General features: G+C 54.0%; 18 protein-coding genes. 1 reads left to right on the forward strand and 17 read right to left on the reverse strand.

The genetic code is table 11. From position 1 onward, the window contains the following. Positions 1 to 5: 5 nt before the first annotated feature. The 17 genes from Q8R39_03160 to Q8R39_03240 form a co-directional block, all read right to left on the reverse strand. Entirely contained in the window at positions 6 to 1,298 is a 1,293-nt protein-coding gene (locus Q8R39_03160) for a hypothetical protein (protein ID MDP3735399.1), read from the reverse strand. 27 nt (positions 1,299 to 1,325) lie between these two features. After that, the gene (locus Q8R39_03165) at positions 1,326 to 3,059 is read right to left on the reverse strand and encodes a nucleotide sugar dehydrogenase (protein MDP3735400.1); all 1,734 of its coding nucleotides are present in this window, start codon (positions 3,057 to 3,059) and stop codon (positions 1,326 to 1,328) included. Between the two features lie 11 nt (positions 3,060 to 3,070). Then, entirely contained in the window at positions 3,071 to 3,799 is a 729-nt protein-coding gene (locus Q8R39_03170; protein MDP3735401.1) for an acylneuraminate cytidylyltransferase family protein, read from the reverse strand. A gap of 82 nt (positions 3,800 to 3,881) precedes the next feature. Continuing rightward, positions 3,882 to 4,625 carry an acylneuraminate cytidylyltransferase family protein gene (locus Q8R39_03175; GenBank protein ID MDP3735402.1) on the reverse strand — a complete coding sequence of 248 codons (744 nt, stop codon included), beginning with the start codon at positions 4,623 to 4,625 and terminating at the stop codon, positions 3,882 to 3,884. A gap of 2 nt (positions 4,626 to 4,627) precedes the next feature. Further along, positions 4,628 to 5,512, reverse strand: a complete 885-nt coding sequence (locus tag Q8R39_03180; protein ID MDP3735403.1) for an EamA family transporter — start codon at positions 5,510 to 5,512, stop codon at positions 4,628 to 4,630. 35 nt (positions 5,513 to 5,547) lie between these two features. After that, on the reverse strand, positions 5,548 to 6,918 hold the full coding sequence (locus Q8R39_03185) for a hypothetical protein (protein MDP3735404.1): 1,371 nt from the start codon (positions 6,916 to 6,918) through the stop codon (positions 5,548 to 5,550). 50 nt (positions 6,919 to 6,968) lie between these two features. Further along, a complete protein-coding gene (locus Q8R39_03190; protein ID MDP3735405.1) occupies positions 6,969 to 7,622 on the reverse strand; it encodes a class I SAM-dependent methyltransferase in 654 nt (217 codons plus the stop codon). Next, on the reverse strand, positions 7,612 to 8,448 hold the full coding sequence (locus Q8R39_03195) for a polysaccharide deacetylase family protein (GenBank protein ID MDP3735406.1): 837 nt from the start codon (positions 8,446 to 8,448) through the stop codon (positions 7,612 to 7,614). Before Q8R39_03195 ends, Q8R39_03190 begins: the two co-directional genes overlap by 11 nt. 65 nt (positions 8,449 to 8,513) lie before the next feature. Then, positions 8,514 to 9,866, reverse strand: coding sequence for a glycosyltransferase (locus tag Q8R39_03200; protein MDP3735407.1), 1,353 nt, complete (start codon positions 9,864 to 9,866; stop codon positions 8,514 to 8,516). Between the two features lie 41 nt (positions 9,867 to 9,907). Beyond that, the gene (locus tag Q8R39_03205; GenBank protein MDP3735408.1) at positions 9,908 to 12,412 is read right to left on the reverse strand and encodes a YfhO family protein; all 2,505 of its coding nucleotides are present in this window, start codon (positions 12,410 to 12,412) and stop codon (positions 9,908 to 9,910) included. Between the two features lie 44 nt (positions 12,413 to 12,456). Beyond that, on the reverse strand, positions 12,457 to 13,428 hold the full coding sequence (locus tag Q8R39_03210) for a hypothetical protein (GenBank protein ID MDP3735409.1): 972 nt from the start codon (positions 13,426 to 13,428) through the stop codon (positions 12,457 to 12,459). Between the two features lie 100 nt (positions 13,429 to 13,528). After that, on the reverse strand, positions 13,529 to 14,920 hold the full coding sequence (locus Q8R39_03215) for a hypothetical protein (protein ID MDP3735410.1): 1,392 nt from the start codon (positions 14,918 to 14,920) through the stop codon (positions 13,529 to 13,531). After that, positions 14,917 to 16,278: a hypothetical protein gene (locus tag Q8R39_03220; GenBank protein MDP3735411.1), complete on the reverse strand. Its 1,362-nt coding sequence runs from the start codon at positions 16,276 to 16,278 to the stop codon at positions 14,917 to 14,919. The genes Q8R39_03215 and Q8R39_03220 overlap by 4 nt, the downstream gene beginning before the upstream one ends. 159 nt (positions 16,279 to 16,437) lie before the next feature. After that, the gene (locus tag Q8R39_03225) at positions 16,438 to 18,282 is read right to left on the reverse strand and encodes a peptidoglycan-binding domain-containing protein (GenBank protein MDP3735412.1); all 1,845 of its coding nucleotides are present in this window, start codon (positions 18,280 to 18,282) and stop codon (positions 16,438 to 16,440) included. A gap of 4 nt (positions 18,283 to 18,286) precedes the next feature. Beyond that, a complete protein-coding gene (locus Q8R39_03230) occupies positions 18,287 to 18,907 on the reverse strand; it encodes a hypothetical protein (GenBank protein ID MDP3735413.1) in 621 nt (206 codons plus the stop codon). 92 nt (positions 18,908 to 18,999) lie between these two features. Beyond that, on the reverse strand, positions 19,000 to 19,875 hold the full coding sequence (locus Q8R39_03235; GenBank protein MDP3735414.1) for an SPFH domain-containing protein: 876 nt from the start codon (positions 19,873 to 19,875) through the stop codon (positions 19,000 to 19,002). A 52-nt stretch (positions 19,876 to 19,927) separates the two neighbouring features. After that, positions 19,928 to 20,455: a hypothetical protein gene (locus tag Q8R39_03240; protein ID MDP3735415.1), complete on the reverse strand. Its 528-nt coding sequence runs from the start codon at positions 20,453 to 20,455 to the stop codon at positions 19,928 to 19,930. A 271-nt stretch (positions 20,456 to 20,726) separates the two neighbouring features. Between Q8R39_03240 and Q8R39_03245 the strand changes: the two genes are divergently transcribed. Beyond that, entirely contained in the window at positions 20,727 to 23,198 is a 2,472-nt protein-coding gene (locus tag Q8R39_03245) for a CotH kinase family protein (protein ID MDP3735416.1), read from the forward strand. Positions 23,199 to 23,273: the final 75 nt, after the last annotated feature.

The following is a 23,273-nucleotide window of genomic DNA, read 5'->3' on the forward strand; positions in this document are numbered from 1 at the left end:
CCGCCTTATTGTACACCCCCGTCGCTCCTTAAAAAATCCTCGACAAACCGCGCTGCGCTCACGGAGTGGCCGTCAAGCGTCCCCCACCGCTCGAAGATGCACGTGCGAAGTGTCTCCATCGCGACGCACACGGAGGGCAGTCGTCCCGTGAGTTCACTAAGGGGTTCGCCCCTGTAGACAATGCCGATCCCAAGCCGCTCGATCATTTTATTATTAAAATAAATCTCCGGATCATCTACCGGATCAAACGCGGGAACGACGATCGGGACACCTGTCGTAAGCGAGAGCCAGATCGAGCCCCATCCCGCACGAGCAAATTGAAACACGATGTTCGAATCGACAATGACGTCCGGCGGCATACGCATGCTGCCGGGAGGGACTCCCTCGGTAGTGCTATAAATCGCGAGGCCCAGGTCCGTAGCCTCAGTATACAACCTCTCTAACCCCGCTATGCCGGTCACCGTTACGAGGATGCCGGGCTTCTCGAGCGGCGCGGCGGTCTTGGGCTGCTGCGAGGTGAGCGGCGGAGTAAGAAAGGTTGTAGGTTGTAGGTGGTAGGTGGTAGGTGGTAGGTCGCCCGTGAACCCCGTTAGAGAACTCACACAGGGCATCGAATCCCGTGTGTGTATTGAGCCGCTAGACCCCGCGGCTTGCCGCGCGGCATTCTCGAGCGGGGTGAACGTGCCGGGGAAGCCGACGGCGTGCATACGCTGTCCCTGCTCTACCCATTCTGCGGACTCGATTCCCTGCTGAAGCACATCCGCGGGAATCGCAATCGCGCCCGGCGGCTCTCGGAGCGCACGGGTGAAAATATCCGAAAGAAAACCAAATGTAGTCGAATACGCCGGTGCGATATCAAAACGAAGTCGCGGCGAGCGGCTCATCTCGATAATAATCTGTCGGCCGTCGACCACGCGCTCCGTACCGTCAAATGCGTGCACGGCGAAAGTGCCGGAGAGGTGCTCGTGCGCGCGCGCTGCCGTGTCTCTCACTCGCTCAATCCAGCGCGCAAGCGAGACGGCATAGTCGGCCGTGCCGTCATAAAAAATTTCCCGGAGCATCATGCCGAGATTCTCGTCGAGCACAATCTCCTCCGGCCGCGCGCGGAGAAAGGAGGCGAACTCCTCGCGCATCACCGCGCGCTGTCGCTCGCCATAGACGAGCGGCACGATAATCGCCGAGCGCTCTCTCCCCCGCCGCTCGAGCTCGTCATTGAACGCAATCGCCAGCTCGGTCGTATGCAGGTACGGCCCGGTGCCGTAGGCGAAATTCGTCACTATATACTGACGCGATGGCATGGCAAGATGTAGCCTTCTAACCGCAACTCACAACATCCGATAGTCTACGCCCACAACCTTCATGACTTCATCACGCTGATAGAGCGCCCAGGGATCAAACAGGAGGACGCCCGCGCGCGAGAGCGCGAGGAGTTTGCGGATCGGGAGCGAGCGGAGTGCGCGATGATTCGTCATCACGATAACTGCGTCGGCGTCGCGGAACACCTCGGCGCTCGTGCGCGCGACCTCAATGCCGAGCGCGGCGATCTCGGGTCGCGCGACCACCGGGTCGTAACCGACAATCGTCACGCCACGCTCTTTTCGCAAGAGAGCGACAAGCTCGAGTGTCGGCGATCCACGCATGTCTGAGGTCGGCGGCTCGCCTTTGAATGCAAGGCCGAGAACGCCGACGCGGAGCGCTCCTCTGCCTCGCGCCTTCCGCCGCGCGCGGAGAAATGCGCGGATTTCGTCCGCAACGACGGTAAGAATCGCGACGTTCGTCTCCCGCGCATCTCGAGCAAGCAGGGGAGTATATTCGCGCGCGTGTGCGGAGGCGATATAGAGAAACGGGTCTTTCTCGAGGCAGTAGCCGCCGACGCCGGGGGATGGCCGCGGCACCATCGAGCGCGGGTAGCCAGTGTTTGCCGCAGAAATCACCCGCTGTGTATCAATGCCCCATCTGCGACAAATCAACGATACCTCGTTTGCAAACGCAAACGTAACATCGCGGTAGGTATTATTAACGAGCTTGACCATCTCTGCCTCTTCAAGTGTGTCTACGATTATCACCGTATCGGTCATGAGATTAAAAATCGCCGCAGCCGCGTTCGTGCTTGCTCGATTGATTCCACCAACGACCTGCGGGAGAGAGCGGAGCTCGGACAGCGCCTGGCCTTCTACTGTGCGCTCCGGCGCAAACGCAACAAAAAAATCCTCGCCTGCCTTAAGGCCGGAGCGCTTCTCAAGAGTTGGCACTACAACATCGCGCGTCGTGCCAAGCGGAACGGTAGAGCGGAGGATAACGCTGTCGCCGCGCTTGAGAACGCGGCCGACTGCGTTCGCGGCATCCTTCAGGTGTGCGAGCTGCGGACGCTGCTCTCTATCAAGCGGTGTCCCCACTGCGATGATGTAGACATCTGCGAGACTACGCTCGTCGAGGCTCGTGAGCACGCTGAATCGCTTGCCGACATGATCAGTAAGCAAATCCTCTATGCCTTCCTCAAAGAACGGCGCTTTTTTACGTCGCACGAGGGCCGTGAGTTCCGCGTTCGTGTCAAAGCCCACGACGCGAAAGCCGAGATCAGCGAACGTAAGCGCGAGCGTGAGACCGACGTAGCCGAGGCCGATAACAGCGACACGCTTTGCCCGGACGTCCGCAGCGAGCCAGAGCTCGTGGAACCACACGATATCTATCGGCCGCCCGTCTCGATCAATAACGACTATTTTTTCAAAGTGCTTCTTCTGCCACCCTCCCTCTCTCATACGCGCGACCACCTGCTCAAAGAGTGCTGCCGGTTCCTCCCGGCCCCGTACCGTAAACGGCTGCGGGTTCATCACGCTCTTAAGCGGCTCGTCCGAGGTCGCGCCGCGGCCGAGAGCCCGACGGATGTCACCGTCGGTCGCAATACCGACGAGCTTACCCGTCTCATCAACAACCAGCACAATCCCGCCGGGCAATTCCGACACTCCCGGATCCTGCCGATTCATCAGCGCAAGCGCCTGCCCGAGCGTCTGGTCGTAGGATAGTATAAGCGAATCTATAGATTTTTTCGTCTGCTCCATACGCAAAAAACTCACAACTCCCCGCGCTCTTTGAGTGATCGGTAGATCGCCTCAGCGACTAGAAAATCAGTCGCGCTGTTGATATCCACCGAGCGCTCGTGCGGCATGATGTATGGTAGCACTTTTTCTCCCCACACTCTCCCCAGCTCCATGACGACCGAGCGTCTCGCCGCGTAGAGCCCGCCGTTTCGCTTATAGACCGACTCGAAATCCTGCCTACGGGAGGTCGTAAGCTCCTCGGTACCCGAGACATATTGCTCAAGGAAACCATCGGCGCGCACTCGCTTCATCTTCACCGGGTGAAAATCTCTCACTTCATATACACTGACAATAGAGTCTGCCTCGCGGCGCGCGACAAGCATCTCGAGCGCCTCGTCAATATCGGCGGCGGTAAGAAATGGTGTCGTTGCGTGGAGCTGCACCACATAGTCTACCGCGCGCCCCATCTCGCGCTCAATCTCGCTCGTCGCATGTTGGAGCATGGGGACATCCGGGGTCGTATCAAGTGCAAGCTCCACTGGCCTCCGAAGCGCGACTTCCCTGCCTCCCAAAGAAGCAGCGATATCGAGCACCTCCTCGTCCTCGGAAGAAACAACGACGCGGCTGAGACTCGAGCTCGCCAGTGCCGAGCGCAGCATGTGCGCAAGGAGCGGCACGCCGCCAAGCGGCTTGATATTCTTCCGCGGCACGCTCTTGGACCCTCCGCGCGCGGGTATAACGGCGAGTATATATGGGTTCATATAAACAACATCCCTCAACCAAACAATACGCATCCACGCTCTTGTGACAGCGCTTTGGAAATTGGGTATTGGAAATTGGAAATTAAAATCTGTACCCTTTTCGCTTCAAATTCTCAAGCATCCACTCCGCTTTGAGCCAATCAAGCGGTTCGTCTATGTCCACCGAGCGCTCCCGCGGCACGACATGTCCGACGACGCTCTCTCCATACAATCGTCCAGCCATGATAGTATCACGCCGCATGGCGTAGACTGCGCCGCTCCTGCGATATGCGGTCGGCAGATCCTGGCGACGCGCACCTTCCGGTTCTGCCATGGTGTACGGAAGCACGCGACCGTTCTCGATCCGCTTTGCCTTCACCGGATGGTCCGCGTTGGCGACTTCGACGAGCGTCACCGCGCTCTCCGCCCCGCTCTCAATCAAGATTCGGAGCGTCTCGTCAATGTCCTCCGGCGTGCGAAACGGCGAGGTCGGTTGGAGTATCACGGCATAATCGAACTTCCTGCCCTCACGCTCCTCCATAAAGGAAATCGCGTGCTGCATCACCGGCACGTGTGGTGCGTGATCAGTCGCAAGCTCGGCCGGGCGTACGAATGGCACCTTTCCGCCACAAGTCCGCGCGACGTCCGCGATCTCTTCGCTGTCTGTTGAAACGATGCAATGCGTGAGAAACGTGCTGCCTCGGGCCGCCTCGATTGAAAAAGCAATTAGGGGTTTGCCGCCGAGCGGCTTTATATTTTTCCCAGGAATGCCCTTTGAGCCGCCCCGTGCCGTAATGACGCCGAGGATCACGCGCTGCTTAAGAAAAGGTGTCGTTTTCGCGTTCATACTCAATTCAAAAAAACAGAAGGAAGAATCCCTATAAACATTAATAGCGTTGCTATCGCTCGGCGGCCCATTTCTCTCTCTTCGAGAAATTTGCCCGCTATAACCACTGTCCATAGCGCTTGGAGCCTTTTCAGGCTTGATGCGTATGCTACGAGAGAGTAATGTAACGCCTGGTTTGTTAACACAACGCCCACACTGCTAAACAATGAAATAAGCATATGCGCCTTGCAATGCTGCGTAAAAGATTCGATAACGGTGGTGGTAAATTTCCGATCGTACATCATATTGATTACATAGGTAAGAATGCCAAGCGATGTAAAAATAAAAAAAGTTGCGAACAGCGCCGAGGATCGCACGACTGCAATTTTATCAAAAGGAAAGGAAGCGGCAAAAAGAACAGAACCGATAAGCCCATATGCAACCCCTCTATCCTTTATCGAGGATTGCCTGTTCTGATATCTAAAAATTTTGCCTCCACCAAGTAAAAACCAGAGACCCGACATCGTTATAAAAATTCCAACAACACCGGCCAAAGACGGTTTCTCATTTAAAAACAAAAATCCAGTAAAAATGACTAGCGGTGGGATAATGAGACGTAGAGGCGCAATAAGAGACGCATCACTCAACTTAAAAGCCCGAACAAATAAGTTCTGTGATATTAAATTTAAAAAACCCGTTATAGCGACAGCGGACCAAAAACCGTCCTCAATCTCTGGAATCCCAACCAGGACAAGAATTGGTAATAACAATATTCCGGTGAGAAACAAAGTAATGACGAGGAGCGCCTGATCGTTCAGACCATCTTTCAGATGCTTCCTTCTCAAAACATCGCTAATGCCGAGCGCAAAAGTACCGCTTAACATTAATGCAAGAAAGAGAATCGTCATAACTTTCCATTCCTACATGCCCGCCCACTGATAATCTATAACACAACGCGTGGTGCAATAGTGACACAAATTTCTATCATGTCAACGAGCCGTTTGTAGGCCGTCCCGTCGGCGCGAGGCATGAGCTGCTCTCGCGCCCGAGAGCGCTCAACCGCACCGAGTGACGGATCAGTGAGATGAGCATTAAGCGCGGTCATCAAGTCCTCGGGGCTCCTCACCAGCCGCACGGCGCCGCTCTCAAGAAGCGGCACATAGTGCCTATGAGAATAGCCGCGCGCGTAGCGATCCGGGTAACAGATGTTCACGACGGGCGTGTCGCAGAGAATCGCTTCGATCGAGAGTGTTGAGCGGTAGTTGGTATTGACGTCAGCGTAGCGAAGTGTTGCCGTAAGATTGGCGATATCTTCCTCGTCGAGCTCAACCGCGCTACCGGCAGCCGTAGCGCGCCGTTTGCCCGCCGCCTCGAGATGAAAATTCCTGGGTGGCGAGGCAAGAAGTGACGCGAACCTCCTACCGTCTTCCTTCGGGTGCAAGCGCACGAAGATATTCGGGTAGCCCGCGAACACGCCCCGCTCGCGCGCCGCAAGGATGTCCGCAAGCACCAGGTGCTCTTCGGGATAGTTGCCGTCCGTTATCGTCGTGAGTAAAATCATTTTTTCACGCGGGTCGAGATTTTTACTCCGCAAGAATTCCTCGCGCGTCGGGAGCGAGCGCTGCGGCGAGATGTGGTTGTCAAACCGTACCGGCCCGGAAATAAACACGTTCTCCGGCACATAGCCGTACTCGCGTACTGCGACCCCCTTCATGTGATCATTCCAAAGACAGAGGTAGTCCGTCCGACGAAAATGAACGCCGCCGTTGTGGAGATTATCCCAATTAAAATTGATCGCCGCGGTCGGCGCGCAGTACTTCCTCGCGTACACCACCGCCTCCGCATCAAAATGGTTGAAACCGGGGGAGCACGTGAGAATAATCGCGGGCTCATAGCGGCGGAGCAGCTCCTCCCACGCTCGATTGCGCGGCACAAGGAGCGTTTCAAGCCATGTAAAAAGGTCGTTCGTAATCCAGCACTGCGGCAGCGCATACGAGAGCGTCCGCAGCGCGCGACGTCGCCAGTCGCGCATGCCCTTCAGCCTGTTGCGCGCGACAACGGGTTCAAAGTCGTACTTTCGGATCATCGAGTAACGAAGAAGCTTACCGAAGAGGATCCAAAATTTCGGATGCTGAATCGCCCGCTCGATGTAGGTGAGGTTCGAGAGCGCGGGATACGGCGCACCACCGGCGAGGGCGCCCGGCGCAAGAAACGCCAACACATGGAACCGTGCCGCAAGCTCAACAATAAATCGCGTCCGAAGCAAATCCGACGCATACGCATTATTAGAAATGAAGAGAAAAACGGTTTGCATAATTTCTGGGTGCCACTATACTACTGCGATGTTTCCTACGGGAGCGCGTTTTAATAGGGAAGATTATGGATGATACACCCAAACAGCATCGTATGGTGGCTTATGATTCGAACGTCCTTGTGCCTCTGTTCAGCACATAGTCTCATGTCGTATTTTGTATAATAATAGTGTTTTGGACAGCGTTGGGAAATGAGATAGAGCATGTGCAGTAATCTCAGTAATGAAAATTTCTTCTCGGAAAAAGTGAATACAAAATACTCGCTTTTTAAGTTTTTAAACAGCGCGACAATTTCCTCTGCAGTGAGATAATCCAGAAAACCAAGACCTACGGTAATATCCGCTTTTGGAAGATGTATGCTGTTCGCGTCCCCCTCAATAAACGCGAGCCCTCCGGTAATGTCTAATTCTTTCTGGAGTCTCCTGGCGCGCTCGATGGCCCTGCGAGAAACATCAACTCCGACGATGCTGTGCGGTCCGGCTTCCCGACGCATCCGAAATGCAAAATAGCCCGAGCCGCACCCCAGCTCCAAAACTGATTTATTTCGCGCATTCTTTTTTAGGATATCCAGACACAACTCGCTCCGCACCTTGAGAGGTTTTCGAAACTTCGAGGCGAGCGTTTCGACAAATGAAAGACCTTCGCTCGAGGAGAGCGAATCTTCCCACGCAATAATTTTGTTATCCCAGTATTCCCTACTGTCCATAATAATAATCCTGAAATGAAGTAAAGGTGTGCGCCTGCAATAGTGTTCGTGCCATTTTTTGTATGTTGCTGGTATACGGCAGACAGAACGGATTTTTTAAAAGCAATTTCATCTTAAACGGAATTGAGGCTATCTCTTTTGTCTCATAGAGCTGCCAGGGATGTATAAATAAAATGGCAGGAATTCCCCGCTCATTTAGTTTTCTTATAAAATAAGAGGTGCCTCTCGCTTTCAAAAGCGCCATAAAAAGACCGCTTCCGATCGGTATCGAACGGAGCAAGAGGCTCATCGTCAAATTTTTTGGAAGCTCTTTTGAAACGCTGGCTTTACGATACGCGACAATCGAGACGGGTATCTCGTCTATCCCTTCATAATTAAAAACTGCATATGCATCGTACGTTGAAGAAGAGTACTTAAAACCGTATTTTTTCAAATACCGCCACGAGTCTGGCGGGAGATACATCAGAGGAGCGCGAAACCCTTTAGGATTAAATTTTTTTATAAATTTTTTTGAAAGAACCAACTCCCGCTCTAGAATCGCCGCTTTCGTTAAAAGGGGATGGGTGTGTGTATGATACGCGATTTCATGGCCCCTATTTTGTATCTCCTCAACCGCACGAGGGTGCCAATCATATATCTCAGCGACTATAAAGAAGGTCGCTTTCTGTTCAAACTCGTCAAGTACATCCAGTATTTTTTCTATTGCGTGCCGGATATAGCCGTCGTCCATTATCTTTCTCTCGTCAGAGGATGTTTTTTTAATCTTAAGCGCATCCTCATAGAAATGTATCCACGACTCCGTATCAATTGAGAGAATATTTTTCATCTTTTACTCACAAGATACTGCGGCCGCTCGGTCTATGTGCGCAGATATCGAGACGAGACTATCGCTTACTTCTTCTTCGCAACGATGACTGCTTGCGTGAGCAGTATGGGCCAAATAATTTTTTGCTCGATAATAGTCCCGTGTTCCTTAACAGTCGTTTCGACTTCGTGCATGGTGAGTGGACGTTCATCGTGATATATCCACTTCCCAACGAGGACGGCGACGCGCCTCGCAAAACGGTATAAGAGTGTCGGGGTCGGGAAAGCGATGATTGCGAGCCCTCCAGAAGAAAGCAGACTGAAGTGGCCTACAATAGCACGTTTGGTATCTTCCGGAGAAAAATGCTCTATGAGCCCGACACTAAACACGAGGTCAGCTTGCGGTTCGTTCTGTACGACTAAAACATCGGCTCTATGAAGAAAGGTGCCTGTATCGGAACCAAACTTGTCTTCAAATTTTTTAAGACTTACGTCGTTATTGTCAACAACATGATATTCTTTCGGGCTAAACCTATCTTTTATGAGCGAGTAGAAACAACTGTCACCGCCGCCGAGCTCAACAACCCTCATAGTATGAGGGTAGGAAATATATTTTTGTATGAAGTCAACTAAGACCTTGCTCTTGGTTTTTCGAAAAAATTTAATGTATATCGGCGCTGAGCGCTGTTCGTTATAATATGAATTCCAATCCGTCCTTCTCTGTCCATATTTGCCCATGACAATATTTTTTTTTACGGTAAAAAGCTCAAGGAGGGTACGCATATAGGACGTTACGCGGACCTTGGATTCTTTGCTCGCTTTGTACGTTATGGGTACTTCTTTTATTTTCAATCCGGCTTGAGTCGCTATTGCTAATATTTCAATATCAAAACCCCAGCCATCTAGTGTCTGGAGTCCAAAGAGTGTACGCGCAGCCTCCTCGTTAAACATCTTAAAACCTCTCTGGCTGTCTCTGATAGACCAGCCCATAACTAGGGGTATTGCGATTTTAGACAAAGATCCAAGGAAAAAACGATAATCACACAGATCCAGTCGAGCGGATAAAAGACCGGTTGAGCCGATCACGACATCGTATCCCTGGATGATATGCTCCAAAAACTCGTCTAAGTATTCAAGAGATATCTGGCCATCGGCATCTATAAAAAATCTAACACCCCCTGACGCAGCCAGCATGCCGGTTTTTACCGCAGCGCCCTTGCCCCGATTGTGGCCGTGCGAAATTAACTTTATGTCTGACGAATTAAAATTTTTCCTTAACACTCCGGCCGTGCCGTCCGTGGAACCGTCATCGACCACGATTATCTCATTCGTGTAGCCGCGCTCTAAAAAGTATCTGTGGATGGCAGAGACAGTTTTCACTATATTCTCCGCTTCGTTGTACACAGGAATGACGGCCGAAATATACGATTGTACCCTCATGATATATATAACGTACCTTACGCACTAAAATGACGCACGCGCTAAAGGCCAGCAATCTCTCTCGCGCAGCGCAGAGCCTTGGCGAGCGTGCCGCATGGGTTGCTGTAAGAAAACACGAGTTCATGTTTTCCTCGAGGTATCGCAACGCCCATAAACACGGTATTCACCCTGTAGATGGGGAGCGGGACTCCGTCGAGTGACGCATCCCACCCCGGCAGGTTGTTCTCCGAAAAAACGAGAAAGCCGGGAGTCTTTGTATACACTTTAAGCGCCGCAAGCCCGTTTTGGTGCTTCTCTATTTCCACGACGTGTTCTCCGTCAAACGTACGCTCCCCCGAACTGCAGCTTTTTTCGTACCGCTCGTCGGCCGTGCACTGAACAAGCATCTGGGAAAAATCTGTGCGGTAGCGCTCAAACACCTCTGCATCTTCGGCGTCAAGGAACGTCAGACGATCTGCGAAGTAAAAAATATCGTTCGCCTCGGGGTTTTCATATATAAATACGGGGATCTTGTGTTCTGTTATTTCCGTTTGGAATACCTGCGGGAATACGCCCTCCTCGAAGGGAGTGGTGGTAACAATATAGCGTATGCCGAGAAAATCTAATAATGCCTTACGCATTATGAGTACCTCCTCCTTGGTACGGTCAGGGACTCGAAAAGGGTTTTCTGTCAGTCCGGTAAAAACTGGGACCACCGCCACAAAACTCATCAATCGGTTAGCCGCATGCGGCACGAGCGCATCGGCCGCAAGCGACGACTGTATATCGTAATGCAAAAACTGGTTAGGAACCAACACCGCCTGGCGGTATATCAGCCTGTCTTCCAAAGTAAGCTTCCTCTCTTCCATAATCCCCTCCTCATTCGAACTGTAGAGGTGCTGTAAAACACGGCCCGGGTGATTCTCAAGGAACGATATGGTCGCCGGTCTCTTCTCGTATGCGCCCGATTTGATTGTCGGGTAATTGAACATGCCGACTGCACCGGCGGACAGAGCGGCGACGATCAACAGCACGACACTCTGTCGCCTCACGAGCGGCGTACGGGAATAAAGATAGATCGCTCCCCCGCCGATCGCGAGCGACATGAAGCTCGCGAGGAGCAGAGGGTTTGAAAAAGAAAGATACTGTCGCAGGTCTAAAAACACACGGTCAATGATGCCGAAATAATGGCTGGGTGGGTACGCCCCAGCAGGCTGGTACACGTGGTACAAGAAGCGTTCAAAAAACCATTTTAAGAATGAAGCAACGTGCCGCTCAAAAAACAGAAAAATTATATTCAGCGCAGCGACGAGCGCGGCCAACGCCATCACGGTCCATAAAAATATGCCCCTGGCCCTTCCGGTCCAGCGCTTCAAATTAGCATCCGGAACACGCGCTCGAAGAGCATCAACGCCAAAAGCGCTCAGTATAGAGAAACAAAATGTCGCAAGCAGAACGAGACGCGCCGGAGAACGAAACATTGAAACAAACGTGTGGTCGTGCAGGAACTTAAACGGTATGGAACGAAACAGTGCGAGACTCAAGGCAACGAACGCCAAGCCGAGGAAAAAACGCGGTACCGGGCGCCGATCTCGCAGTGAAATAATAAGAAAAAAAAGCGGAATAACGCCTATGAAAAGCAGCTCGCTTGCGCCTCGCGACCCGAACGGAATCCCCTGCGGGCTCTTCACGCCGGGGAGAAACAACCGTATAAGTTCCTGGGGTAATAGTGAATCATCAATTGCCTCTGCGTACGTGACTCCCCCCGCTGCGCGTGGGGAATAGGCACTGATGAGCGCGGTCGGCAGCAACTGATACGACGCCACGGCAAACCCCACGCCGAACATCAGAGCAACTCTCAAGAGAAACCCGCGGAGTTCACGGGCACCGCCTCTCTGATATAGGTGCCACGCAATAAATAAGACAAACAAAGCTGCAGCCGCCAGAAAATAAACAAACTGCATGAATATGACGCCGAGTCCGCCAAACGCGATCAAAGCGATGCCGAACAAAACATACGACCACCGTTTGGCGGCAAGCTTCCAGAGAACGAGAAACAGCAACGGCAAGAACAACTGCGCGTGTACTGCGGTGGGAACGATGATACGAAATGTAACGATATACGCGACACCCGCCATGAGGGCCGCCGATTTAGAGACGCCGAGGGCGCGGGCAAGCGCCGCGCATGATATAGCGGCAAGCACACATACAATAAAGCCGTATACGTTTGTGTAATACAGAGCGCGCTCCGGCGTAGAGCTCAAAAGGGCTATAAGGTGGAACCAAGGTAGAAAAAATCCGGATGAAGTCGCGAAAATGGGAAAACCAAAAAGAGTCTCCGCGCTCCACAAATAACTCGTGCCGCTCGCGAGAGCTCGATGCAGAAAAGAAAAATAAGGGGCTGTCAGTTTTACCACATCGTTCCACCACAAAATCCGACCGCCTACTAAAAGCGGGGCGCGGGCTATGAATACGGGGATGACCAAAAATAAAAACCAAAATCGCCCGAAGGCGGCTTTTTGCACGGCTGCCGAAACAAGGCGTACGGTTTTAAACAATGCAGACATCGTACTATACGCTTACACAACTTTTTTGCTGAAAAGTATCGCTGTTAATGCCACCGTGGCTCACGCTGGTGGGGGTCGTTCTCGAGCGCAAAACGCTGCAGTGACGAGAGGTGTGAGGACGCGGAAAAATACTCGGGATAAGAATAGGAAATCGGCGTAAACGAACCGGGCGGCGTGTAAATGCTTGTATACATCAATCGCTCGCGCTCCCGTGCAAAGCCGCCGCGATGGAGCCCGCTCGTGTCGCAAAAAACGATAGTCCCGGCGGCGCCAGTACACACTCTTATATCTTCGCTCGGAATAAAATTGTCGGCGTCCGGCGGCATCTTGGGAGAACCCGCGGGCGGCTCCTGCGCAAAGAGCGAGCGCCACTTGCCACCGCTATGCGAAAACTGCACGTAGGTGAACGGGCCAGCGTCCTCGTCCACGTCATTGAGGTAAAGAAACACCTTAACGAGCTTCTGGTCTTCGGGGTCGCGATGCCAGCGCTGTGAGGCGAATCGGTCCCTGCTCGTGGGCATCGGCACCGTTGCCTCAAGCGCCCAGCCGCGAAACTTCGGCCACATGCCGAGGTACCCCGCAACTGTGCCGAGTATCGCCTCGTCGAGTGAAAATCGCGTAAACGGGTGCGCGAAGTCGAGCACTGCTGGCCCCTCCCAGAGATTTACCAAAAAATACGATTTGGCTCGCGTGCTCTCGCCTGCGCGCTCGTCGTGCGAGCGCTCTGCTCGAGCACGCACGGCCGGACTCTCCCATCGCTCGCGAGCGTACGCAATAAGCTCAACGACGCGCTTCCCGCCGAGGAGCGCGTCGGCGCGCGTCACGGCAATTCCGGTGCGCTCAAGCTCGCCTATAATCGCCCGCCCAACGTCGCTCACTATTGGCGGCGCGGAGCGGTAGCGTCGGATCGCGGCGCGGTTACGAAAACGCCACATCGCCGGTAGCGAGAGCGTACGATAATATCGGCGCCCGCAGGCGCGCAAAAATTTCTTTACGAGACGTTTGAGTGTGGACATAGACGACGAGAGAGTAGAAGGTGGAAAGCGGAGACGGACGATAAAAATGCGTCGTCGTGCACTACCCTCTACACTTTCCACTCTCTCGTTCGCTCGCATACTACACCGCCGCGCTCTGATAGTGCAAGGCCACACGCTCAAAAATAGCGTGCGCGATCCGCTCGCCGGCCTTCCCGTCCATAAACGCGCACTGCTCGCGCACGAGACGCTCGCGGCCGTCCCGATCGAGCTCATGATTATCAAGGTAGCGCCGCGTCCACTCCACTAACTCCTCGACACTCCCGACGAGCCGGATACCGCCAGTCGCAAGCGCTTTTCGGTAGTGCTCCGTCCCGTAGTAAAACGTCGGCGACCGGAGACTCGGTACGCGCCCGATGCTCTCCCCTATTTCAAAATTGATGTTGATGACCGGCCGCCCCATGAGCGCCGCGTCAATCCCGATGCTCGATGCGTAGGAAATGACCAGAGATGCATGCGCGAGCGTGTCGCGCAGCCGCTCCGCGTCCTCGCGCGTCATGTCCCAGTCACCGCCACGCTCTGAGCCGAACCGAAGACCAGGCAGATCGTACCGAAGCCACGGCCGTTTCTCAATCTCCTGTCGGTCTACAAAATCGTTGGGTTGAAACCGCACGAAAAGCTCGGCGTTCGGAATTTGTTTTTGTTGCTCGATGAGATCGTAGAGCAGGTCTATCGCATACCAATCATACTTTGAAAACGCAGTCCCCATTGGGGCAAAAAGGACAAGGCGCTTTGTTGGGTCGGAGCCAATCGAGCGCAAAAATGCCTCGCGGCTCATCGGCTTATTCGTGAAATATATGTCGTACTGCGGCACGCCTACGATACTCGTGTGCTCGCGAGGCATATCGGCAAAACGCTCCGCCTCGTCTCGCACAATTTCATTGTAGACGAGGATCCTGTCTGACAGGAGGCGCAGCGACGCGCGGGCGGTGAGCTTATCCCACGTATTGATAAAACCGACTGTCGGCACGCCCCGCCGCCGCGCGTCGCGAAGCAGCGCGACTTCACCGTCGTCGAAAAGGTTCGCGAGCACAACCACAGAAGGCTGGTACTTCTCGAAAAGTGCGCCGCAACCACTGTCGCCGACGAAAGCCGTATCGAGTCGGCGCAGCAACCGCCGCACAAAAGAGTGCACGATGAGGCGATTCAACAAAGACCCTGCGTAGTACGCGAAAGCATTCCGTGACTCAAGGTAGTGCCCGCGCCTGCGCAGGTCGGTCGTTCTCGTGCGGATAAGATGAAATTTAAGGAAGCTCATCAGGCGCTCGAGAGCGCCATGTGGCGCTGGATCACACACTGCGTACGTAACGCCCTCAATTGGAAGCTCGCGTGTGTAATACGCCGCGCGCTCCTCATTGCGCACAAGCGCAATGATACGCGCATCTTTCCGAGAGAGCAGCGCGGCGGCAACCTCAGTGCGCAACAAATTTTTTACCTCCACCGCCTGAAAGCAAGTCAAAAAGATAGTCGTCATGCCGGTGAATTATTGATAGGGCAAAACCCTTGAAGTACACCCGCGAGCCGCTCGCTCGCGCGGCCGTCGAGGCGATACGCCTCCTCCCGCGCGAGCCGCTCACGCCCTTCGTGGCCTCGCGCAGGATCGGAGAGCGCCGTGCGCACGGCACCGCAAAGTTCACCCTCGCTTTTTGCGAACATAACCCCGCCGCTCTCAAGCACCGCGCTAAAGTGCTCGTAATCATAAAAGCGCCGCACGCTCTCCTGATACGGAAGCGCCGCCGCGTCCGTACCGTCAAATCCGACTAAAACAATCGGCTTATCAAAAAATGCGGCGTCCACGCAGATAGTTGAAGGTCCGGCGACGACGACGTCTGCTGCGGCAAGCGTTTGAGCAAGACGAACGTCGTCCGCGCGCGAGAGCTCCGTATTTTTCACATGGCCGAGCCCTGAGCCGCCGCGCTCGACAACCACGCGACCGAACCGCCCGGGACGTACCCCCGCAACCTCGTCTGCGATCGGCAGGCGCACAAACAGAAGAGCGGTGTCTGGGAGACAAGAATCGAGCAGCGCGATACAGTGCTGATCAATCGCGTGCCTCGCCGCAACATACCGGTCGCCAACCGGCGCAAAGAGAACAACGTGCGTCCCGGGATCAAACCCGAGTTCTCGAAGAAACACCGCGCGGGTCGCTCCCGTGCTCACGTGCTCACGGTACCGCGCGTATCCGTCGTAGTGCGGAATGCCCACGACGCCGACGCGCTGCGGCGCAATGCCGTGGAGCACGGTTGCTTCACGAGCAATGATGTCGTTGTGGACAACGAGCCGATCCGGCACCACGCGGAGGAGTCCTTTGGCCGTCAGGTTGTCCCATGAGCGCACCATGCCGACGATGGGGATACTCAACCCACGGGCTGCGTGCATGAGTCGGACATCGTGCTCATTCTGCACGTCGGTCGAAAAAACAAGCGCGGGGCGAAACTCTCTCAAAAGTGCGTCGAACGGGAAGCGCGGCGTGAACATGCGGCTCAATGCCCGTACCAGAGCATGAGCTACCCTGTTCGACAACACCCGCGAGAGCCACGCGCCGCGCCCGCTAAGTTCAGCGGCTCGCTTGATTGAAAGCGCCCTCGTCCGGAGCGCCGAGAGGACAAGCGTACGCAGTATGAGATCTCGCCTCGTGAGCCGTGCGGAAATACCTCGGATAAGCACGCGCTCGCCCGCATACTCCCGCTCGAAATAAGGCTTCTTTCGCTCCGGACAGAGGATGACAACGGTGCTCTCCGGCCTCGCAACAAGCACCTGATCAATCACAGTCGTCCCGAGAATGTTGCGTGAAATGAGCGGGTGGAAGCTTGAAATGAAAATCGATGGCATACGAAAAAACACCGCTCGACAGCGGGCATCCTGTCGCGCATGAATGTCACTCCATACAACTCCGCCCCTGGCGTCGATGGCACGGGCGACGGGCAGCGTGTAAAAACAAGACTACTTGTGGCTTTTCCCACGAGAGTCCTGATTTAGACGTGTACGTCTCTACGTACCGCACTGGCTCACAAGCAGCGCCCTCGATTTCGGACCGATAAGACCGTACCCGGTAGTTGCGGGACTGCCGCTCGAGACAACCCCGCTCGCGCCCTGCCACATGCGCACTGCCGCTTGAGTCAATTTCCCGAAATACCCAGTCGCCAAACCGGCTTCAAGTTGCCCTTTTTTAATGAGAAATTTTTGTAGTTTCGAGACTTCACCCCCGGTTCCCGCATCTCGCATTCCAAGTCCAAGAGTTCTGGTGAGTTTACAATCTATCGTCGCCGTGGCAGTCGTGGCCAGTGGCAATACGGGTACAGGAACAGAAGTAGAGGAAGGAGAAGGAGGAGCGACCGCAGCGGGGATTGGGGACTGCTCTAGCTCGGGCTGGGGCGGCAAAACAGCACCTCCAGCGCTGTTAAAGTAGGACGGGATGCCAGTCTTCATGTACTCGGCAAGGGCAGCAATAGCGGCGTCGGAATAATCGGCACGCACTAAGGATTTTACGTCATCATCAAACGCCGGACTGCCCTTGTATGGGAAGAATAAATCGGCGCGCTCTAATCCGCTTACCTGCGTCATGGCACTCACGATCATGTCCGTGTCTTCGGCAGTACTTCCTTGAGGAGACGGGTTTCGTGTCTTCAAAATCCTCAAGAGCTCCACCATACCGTCTGCGCCGACTTTTTTATAGAGATTCGAGATGATTACTCCCGAGTGCGTATATGAATCACGGATTGGGAAATCGATACCTCCTTCAAAACTATAATCGAAATTTTTATCGTATTTTGCCTTGAGTTCTTTGGCGCTGAACAGGTGAGTGCGGTTCGTTATATCCAGAAGCGTTTGTTCCTGTATATCTGCAAAAATGTACGGGCGTGCCTGGGTCTCCATAAAAACCGCGATACCCTCCTTAAACCATTTCGCGGAATACGCGGCCCCGTAGAAAAGCCGCTGATTCCTTTCGACAAGATGGGCCATCTCGTGCACGAGTGTTGTTTTAATCTCACTGAGCGTCTCGGTATCAAGATAATCCTTGTTGTAGAGGACGACGTTCGGTGGAGCAGCCAGTGCCGTTGCCTCATACCCGACATCTATATCGGAAAGATCAGCCGCATAGATGAGTATATTCTCTGGCGGTTTGATGCCGAGGGACTTCACAAAAAGGTCGTCGACAAAAGACATCTGCGACAGGGCAGTTTCAAGCTTCGCTACCGACGCGACCGACCCTGCTACCGTATACCGCCCCACCGTCTTAACCGCATTCCCCGTCCCTGCGTTCGGCGTTGCGAATGCCACCAGTACGGGGGCGACATAGGAGGAGTTTCCAGCAGGGTACGCCACAGAAAGCGTCTGGCCCTGCGCCTCATACGACGGCCAGGCAGATAGCACCTTCCAGTCTGCTGGATAATCAATCGTTATCGCGGGGGAGAGAAAGTAGGAGCCCCGCGCGACCCAAAATTCATACACCGCGACAGGCTGTGTCAGAACGGTGGAAATGTCGTAGTCGATGTAAAGATTGTGAACACCCGAGTTAGTTTTGTAACGGTTCGGCACGATAATGTAGCCGCTCTCGAAGCCAGTTTCGAGATTTCCCATTTCATCAGCCGCTCCCCGGAAGAGGTATGTCATGGCACCAGTCGCCCCGAAGTTATCAACATTATCAAAAGCGCTCGCGCTCACATACTTCGTGTCCAGAGGAAACGTCCAATGACCGCTCGCTTTAAAATCGGGCGTGATCGTAATATGCACCTTTTGGTTGACCGCCTCGGCAGAGTTACTCAGGAAAAAGAGAGCAAAAAAGGCTCCACACAGGACGGCGTATTGGCAGATGGATGGTTTACGAAAAAACATGGATTCAATAATTGGTGAATTTCACCGACTGGAGTATGCGGACCATGAGATCGCGCAGAACGGGATTTTTGTCCGTATAGACCGTATGTACCTGATGTACCTTACCCTTCCGAAATATGAAGTCATCGAAGACAATAAGACGGTTCTTTTTCGTAGAAACGTAGCTCCACTCGACGGAGTATATTTTATTACCATCTCGCTCTTTCATGCTCGCCGCTGTTACCCGAACGCCCACCAACGATCGCCGTTGCTGAGCGATATAGAAATTGACCAGGTCTATGGGGTCGACCTTAGCGACAACTGCCTCGGGCACAGAAAAAATAGCGGCGGGCGTAGAGCTTAACACATAGGCTTTTTTTACAATCCGTACCCCTTGGTCGGTGCGATCTCGTAGAGAAATCAAGCCCACCGAGTTGTTACTCAGGGTAGTAAAGGTGCGCTCGGAGACGCTCCAGTATTTCGGTACAAGCACGCGCACGCCACTGTCTTTGCTCGCATATTCGGTGTCATACTGATATTCGGTCTCATACTGAAAGACGGTCTCTGCAGATACAAACAGCGACACTGCATGTGCCGCTACAGAGATGACAACAAACGCGAGTATGAAACGGCCAAAAGAGTTCATGGTATTCTGTGATCCTGAAAATGCCAGAGGCCCTGTGGGAGATACCGTACCTCTGAGGCGTCTTGCACACTTTTTTTCTATACACAGTTTAATTAACCCAGTCGCGACTTCTCCTCAATAGCCTTTCGGGCGACAGGAAGTTCGCCTATAAAGAGCTGGGGGGAAATGCCTTTGTCCGTCAAAACTATTTTCGCGTTGTCTTGCAAAGCACGCTGGGTAACTTCAAGTTGCTTGAGAAGTTGCGCGTTCCCGGTAAATGACTTGTTTATGAGATCAAAGGCCTGCGCCTGTCCTTCCGCCTCGAGGATGGCGGCCTGCTTCTTTCCTTCAGCTTCCTTGATCATTGCTCGCCGGTTGCCGTCGGCTTCTGTCTCTTTCGCTGTGGCAAAGTCGATGGCCGAGCGCTTACTGTTCTCTGCCTTGATAACCATGTTCATGGTTTCCTGAACGTCTCTCGGCGGAATAATTTCCTTCATTTCAACACGCACTACTTCAACGCCCCATTTACCTGTTTCTTTTCGTAAGATGTCGGCAAGCTCGGAATTCAGCTTCGAACGCTGCGAATTAACGTCCTTGAACGCCATGCCGCCAATGACGTTTCGTGCAGTCGTCTGCGCCAGTGAGACAATCTGGCTTCTGAAATCACTCACTTCATACAAAGATTGCTTTACATTGTCCTCATCGCGCTTGACCTGGAAGTAGATCATCATATCAACCTTCGCATTCAGATTGTCTTCGGTGATGATCTCGTGCGAAGCGATGTCCACCATGTTTTCGGTGGTGTCGACTTGCACCATGCGGTCGATAACCGGGATAATCCAGTGGAACCCGGGGTTGCAGAATTTTTTGTATTTACCCAAACGCTCAACAACCGCTCTGCGTGTCGGCCTGACAATGCGTATCCCGGCGAGTATAAACACCGCAAGGATTGTGAGCCCCAGGAATTGGAAAGGTGATGCAGAGGTCATAGATCATTATTTGTCGTCAAAAGTATAGCTCAGTATAACTCAATTCTTGTCGCTAGAGAAGCGAGGTTAGAAACACCCCTTCTCCTCCGTAAGGAACAGTAAACCCATCGTCAAAGTTACGCTGTCGCACAGCGAGTCCATCACTCACGTGCCTACACGCTTCTTCCTTGCTCATAAACTCTGCTTCAGATTCTCGCAAGTAAGCAGGGGTCTGCCACGAATGTTCCAAGGTCGCTTTCTTCGATGGTTCGAGCCCGAAAAAAGCGCACTCTTGTCCAGCCGGTATCAACGCCAACAATTTCTTAACCATTGTAACGTCGTCGTCTTGATACGCGTACGCTTTCATCTCTGAAACCGAATAGAATCCATACGTGCTGTTCCATGTGTCGAGTATCGGGTATGTCACCACCATCTTAAAGGGGTGTGCCGTGAACGCTTTCTTGTATCCGTCTAAAAAGTGAACCCTGCAAACCTTCTGTCTCGTCGCTTTTCCTCCGAGCACCGGAGTAACGAGAACGTCTTTTGCGTTTGGATTTCTACAAATTTCACATTCTGGTTTTTTAAAAAAAGAAAGGGCCATACAATAGAAAATGGCGGATATACGGGGACCGCGCGACGGAGGGTTCCGTCACGCGTATTGTACCGCATACAACCTGAAGTCTCCGCGAGACGATACGAATGCGGGACACGGAATATACTAAACATCTCGCAAAAGCTGGCCGTTTGTGCTAGCGTAGGCTACCGTGGGGCAGAGCCCTGGTGATACTCCGTGGTCTTTTTTTTATACCTTATAGAGACTAGAGACCGATTTTTATCAAAAGTCGTGCTACCCCGGGTGCGCCATGTCCATAATGACTCTAAAAAATAAATGGGTCGGCGCTAGTATCGGCGCGGTACTACTCGCAGGGGGCACGATGCTCCTCATAAAATTCGTCTTCCCCGAGCCGGTACGTCGCCCCATCGTCAATGAAGCGCGCGGCCTCTATGTCGCGCTCGAGCGCCTTACCGAAATACCTCAGAGTCTCACCGCGCGCCTCAAGCCGCTGCCTGTCCCCGCCTATCGCCTGGTCATAGACCCCGAGCACGAGCGCGAGCTCGACGACTACTTCAGGATCCAGGAGGGCAACCTCGATCGCGAAAAAATCTACGTGCCTGCCGTCTTTTACGACCCCGACGGCCGCCGCTACGACGTGCGCGTCACCTATCGGGGCGACGGCGGACAACATTTTCGTTTTCCACAAAAATCGTGGCGCATTGTTTTCCCGGACGAAAGTCTCTTCATGGGTAAAAAAGCGATCACCCTGATCTACCCTGAAGAGAGAGAGTTCCTCGTCGAGGCGACGAACTTCCACCGCGCAAAGAAACTCGGCCTCGCGGCGCCGGAAACCGGATTTGTCTACCTCTTCGTGAACCGCCATGAAGCTGGCCTCTACTATGAATTCGAACACTGGTCCGAAGAGTTACTCGAGCGCAACCGTCTTAAAACCGACGGAAATCTCTACGGTGAGCAGGGGCTCGGGAGCGAAGACCTCTACCGATCGACGAGCCACTGGCAGCAATACGTCGCAAACGCGCCGGGCGCGGAACATAAGGAAGATCTCGCGCTGCTCATCGCCATCCTCAACCACCCGTCGGATGAATACTTCAATCGCAACATAGACGACATACTCGATCTCGAAACGTTCTACCGATGGAATGTCCACGCGCTCCTCTCCGGGAGCGAGCACCAAGACGCGATCCACAATGCCCGCCTCTACTTCGACCCGACGCTTGGAAAATTCAAATATATCCCCTGGGACGTCAACATCGGCGATCTTGAGGCGCCGATAGAGTCGAGGGGTATCGACCCGAAAGACTACAATCCACTCGTGCTCCGCATCCTCGCCCACCAGCCGTTCCTCGAGAAGCGAAACAGGCTCCTGCGAGAGTACCTCGCCGACTCGGAAACGGTCGCGGACGATTTTCGGTACTACGATGAACTCTACCAAACGCTTCGTCCGGCGTTCTACCGCGATACTCTGAAAAATTACTCGAACCGCTTTTTTAGAGAGGAGGTGGCCCGCTACCGCGACATCCTCTCGCGCAACATCGCCTACCTCCAAGAGCACTACCTCGAGGCCGAACCCCCTCCCGCGGCTCCGGCAGAGCGAGAACGCCCGCTCGCCGAGCCAGACGGAGAGTATGCGCCTCCGGTGCCGACCGGAGATGCATTCACGTATTTTCACGACATCAGCCGTTCTCCGGAGGAATTCCTCGCCGCACACCCCAACTTCTCGAAAGATACCGCCGGAGAACTCCACCTCGGGCCCGGGAGCGTTGTACTCCGCGCCACGACGCTGGTGCCAGAAAACACACGCCTTCACATCGAGGCCGGAACCGATGTCTTCCTTGACGCTCATGCATCTCTCGTGAGCTACAGTGCCATAGATGCCCGCGGCACAGCGGAGCGTCCGATACGCTTTCTACCGCTCAGCCCTACAGAGCCGTGGGGCACCCTTGCGATCATCGACGCGCCGAACGAGAGCCGATTCGAGAACGTCTTCTTTCTCCATACTGCGAAACGCCCCGACCCCCCGCTCTCGCCGGATGAGCACCGCACGATCGCCGGACCTATTAACGGGATGCTGTTTCGCGGTATGGTCACGGTGCGCCACGCGGCGGTCTCGATCGCCGCAAGCACATTTGCGCACGCTGCGGGGGACGATGCGCTCTCGGTCCAATACGGCAGCTTCGCAATAACCGATTCGCTGTTCCGAGATAATAGCGCGGATGCGTTTGACGCCGACTTTGCGAGCGGCACTATCATGCGCACTGCCTTTCGCGACAGCGGCAACGACGGCGTTGACATTGACGGCACGAAGGCGCTCGTCGAGGACGTGGTCGTAACCCGCACGGGCGACAAAGGGTTTTCGCTCGGAGCAAGCACCGAGCTCGAGCTCAAGAACAGCGTTATCGATACGGCCGATATCGGCGTCGCGATCAAGGACGACAGCAGCGCGACACTCACCCATGCTCTGATCGTTGGAGCGCGCATTGGGATCAATATCTATCACGATAATCCGATATTCCCGGCGGCAACCGCCACGGCGAAAGTCAGTGCCTCCGTAATCGCTCAAAGTACCGAGCGTACCATTTCTGTGCCACGCGACGCCCAGCTTGCCATGGACCGAAGCATCATTGAGGGCGGTTTCCCCGGCTCTGCCGAGGACGTCATAGACGTTACGCCGCGCTTTCGCAATGCGGCAGCTGGCGATTACCGCCTGCTTGATGCTCCAGGCGGAGAGACGATCGGGTTGAGGTATCTTCCGAGAGTACCGCGCTAAATTCCAAGCTCCAACCAACAATTTCCAAACAAAGCTCAAATTCCAATGCGCCAAATCTCAAACACGCCATTATCT

This window comes from bacterium (assembly GCA_030697645.1).
GTDB lineage: Bacteria > Patescibacteriota > Minisyncoccia > Phycocordibacterales > VMGT01 > JAUYPI01.

Coding starts and splice junctions, on each gene's coding strand:
- Q8R39_03195 (MDP3735406.1), bottom strand. CDS start 8,448: ATGAAAAATATTCTCTCAATTGATACGGAGTCGTGGATACATTTCTAT.
- Q8R39_03180 (MDP3735403.1), bottom strand. CDS start 5,512: ATGACGATTCTCTTTCTTGCATTAATGTTAAGCGGTACTTTTGCGCTC.
- Q8R39_03225 (MDP3735412.1), bottom strand. CDS start 18,282: ATGTTTTTTCGTAAACCATCCATCTGCCAATACGCCGTCCTGTGTGGA.
- Q8R39_03215 (MDP3735410.1), bottom strand. CDS start 14,920: ATGACGACTATCTTTTTGACTTGCTTTCAGGCGGTGGAGGTAAAAAAT.
- Q8R39_03200 (MDP3735407.1), bottom strand. CDS start 9,866: ATGAGGGTACAATCGTATATTTCGGCCGTCATTCCTGTGTACAACGAA.
- Q8R39_03220 (MDP3735411.1), bottom strand. CDS start 16,278: ATGCCATCGATTTTCATTTCAAGCTTCCACCCGCTCATTTCACGCAAC.
- Q8R39_03185 (MDP3735404.1), bottom strand. CDS start 6,918: ATGCAAACCGTTTTTCTCTTCATTTCTAATAATGCGTATGCGTCGGAT.
- Q8R39_03205 (MDP3735408.1), bottom strand. CDS start 12,412: ATGTCTGCATTGTTTAAAACCGTACGCCTTGTTTCGGCAGCCGTGCAA.
- Q8R39_03240 (MDP3735415.1), bottom strand. CDS start 20,455: ATGGCCCTTTCTTTTTTTAAAAAACCAGAATGTGAAATTTGTAGAAAT.
- Q8R39_03175 (MDP3735402.1), bottom strand. CDS start 4,625: ATGAACGCGAAAACGACACCTTTTCTTAAGCAGCGCGTGATCCTCGGC.
- Q8R39_03245 (MDP3735416.1), top strand. CDS start 20,727: ATGACTCTAAAAAATAAATGGGTCGGCGCTAGTATCGGCGCGGTACTA.
- Q8R39_03190 (MDP3735405.1), bottom strand. CDS start 7,622: ATGGACAGTAGGGAATACTGGGATAACAAAATTATTGCGTGGGAAGAT.
- Q8R39_03165 (MDP3735400.1), bottom strand. CDS start 3,059: ATGGAGCAGACGAAAAAATCTATAGATTCGCTTATACTATCCTACGAC.
- Q8R39_03230 (MDP3735413.1), bottom strand. CDS start 18,907: ATGAACTCTTTTGGCCGTTTCATACTCGCGTTTGTTGTCATCTCTGTA.
- Q8R39_03160 (MDP3735399.1), bottom strand. CDS start 1,298: ATGCCATCGCGTCAGTATATAGTGACGAATTTCGCCTACGGCACCGGG.
- Q8R39_03170 (MDP3735401.1), bottom strand. CDS start 3,799: ATGAACCCATATATACTCGCCGTTATACCCGCGCGCGGAGGGTCCAAG.
- Q8R39_03235 (MDP3735414.1), bottom strand. CDS start 19,875: ATGACCTCTGCATCACCTTTCCAATTCCTGGGGCTCACAATCCTTGCG.
- Q8R39_03210 (MDP3735409.1), bottom strand. CDS start 13,428: ATGTCCACACTCAAACGTCTCGTAAAGAAATTTTTGCGCGCCTGCGGG.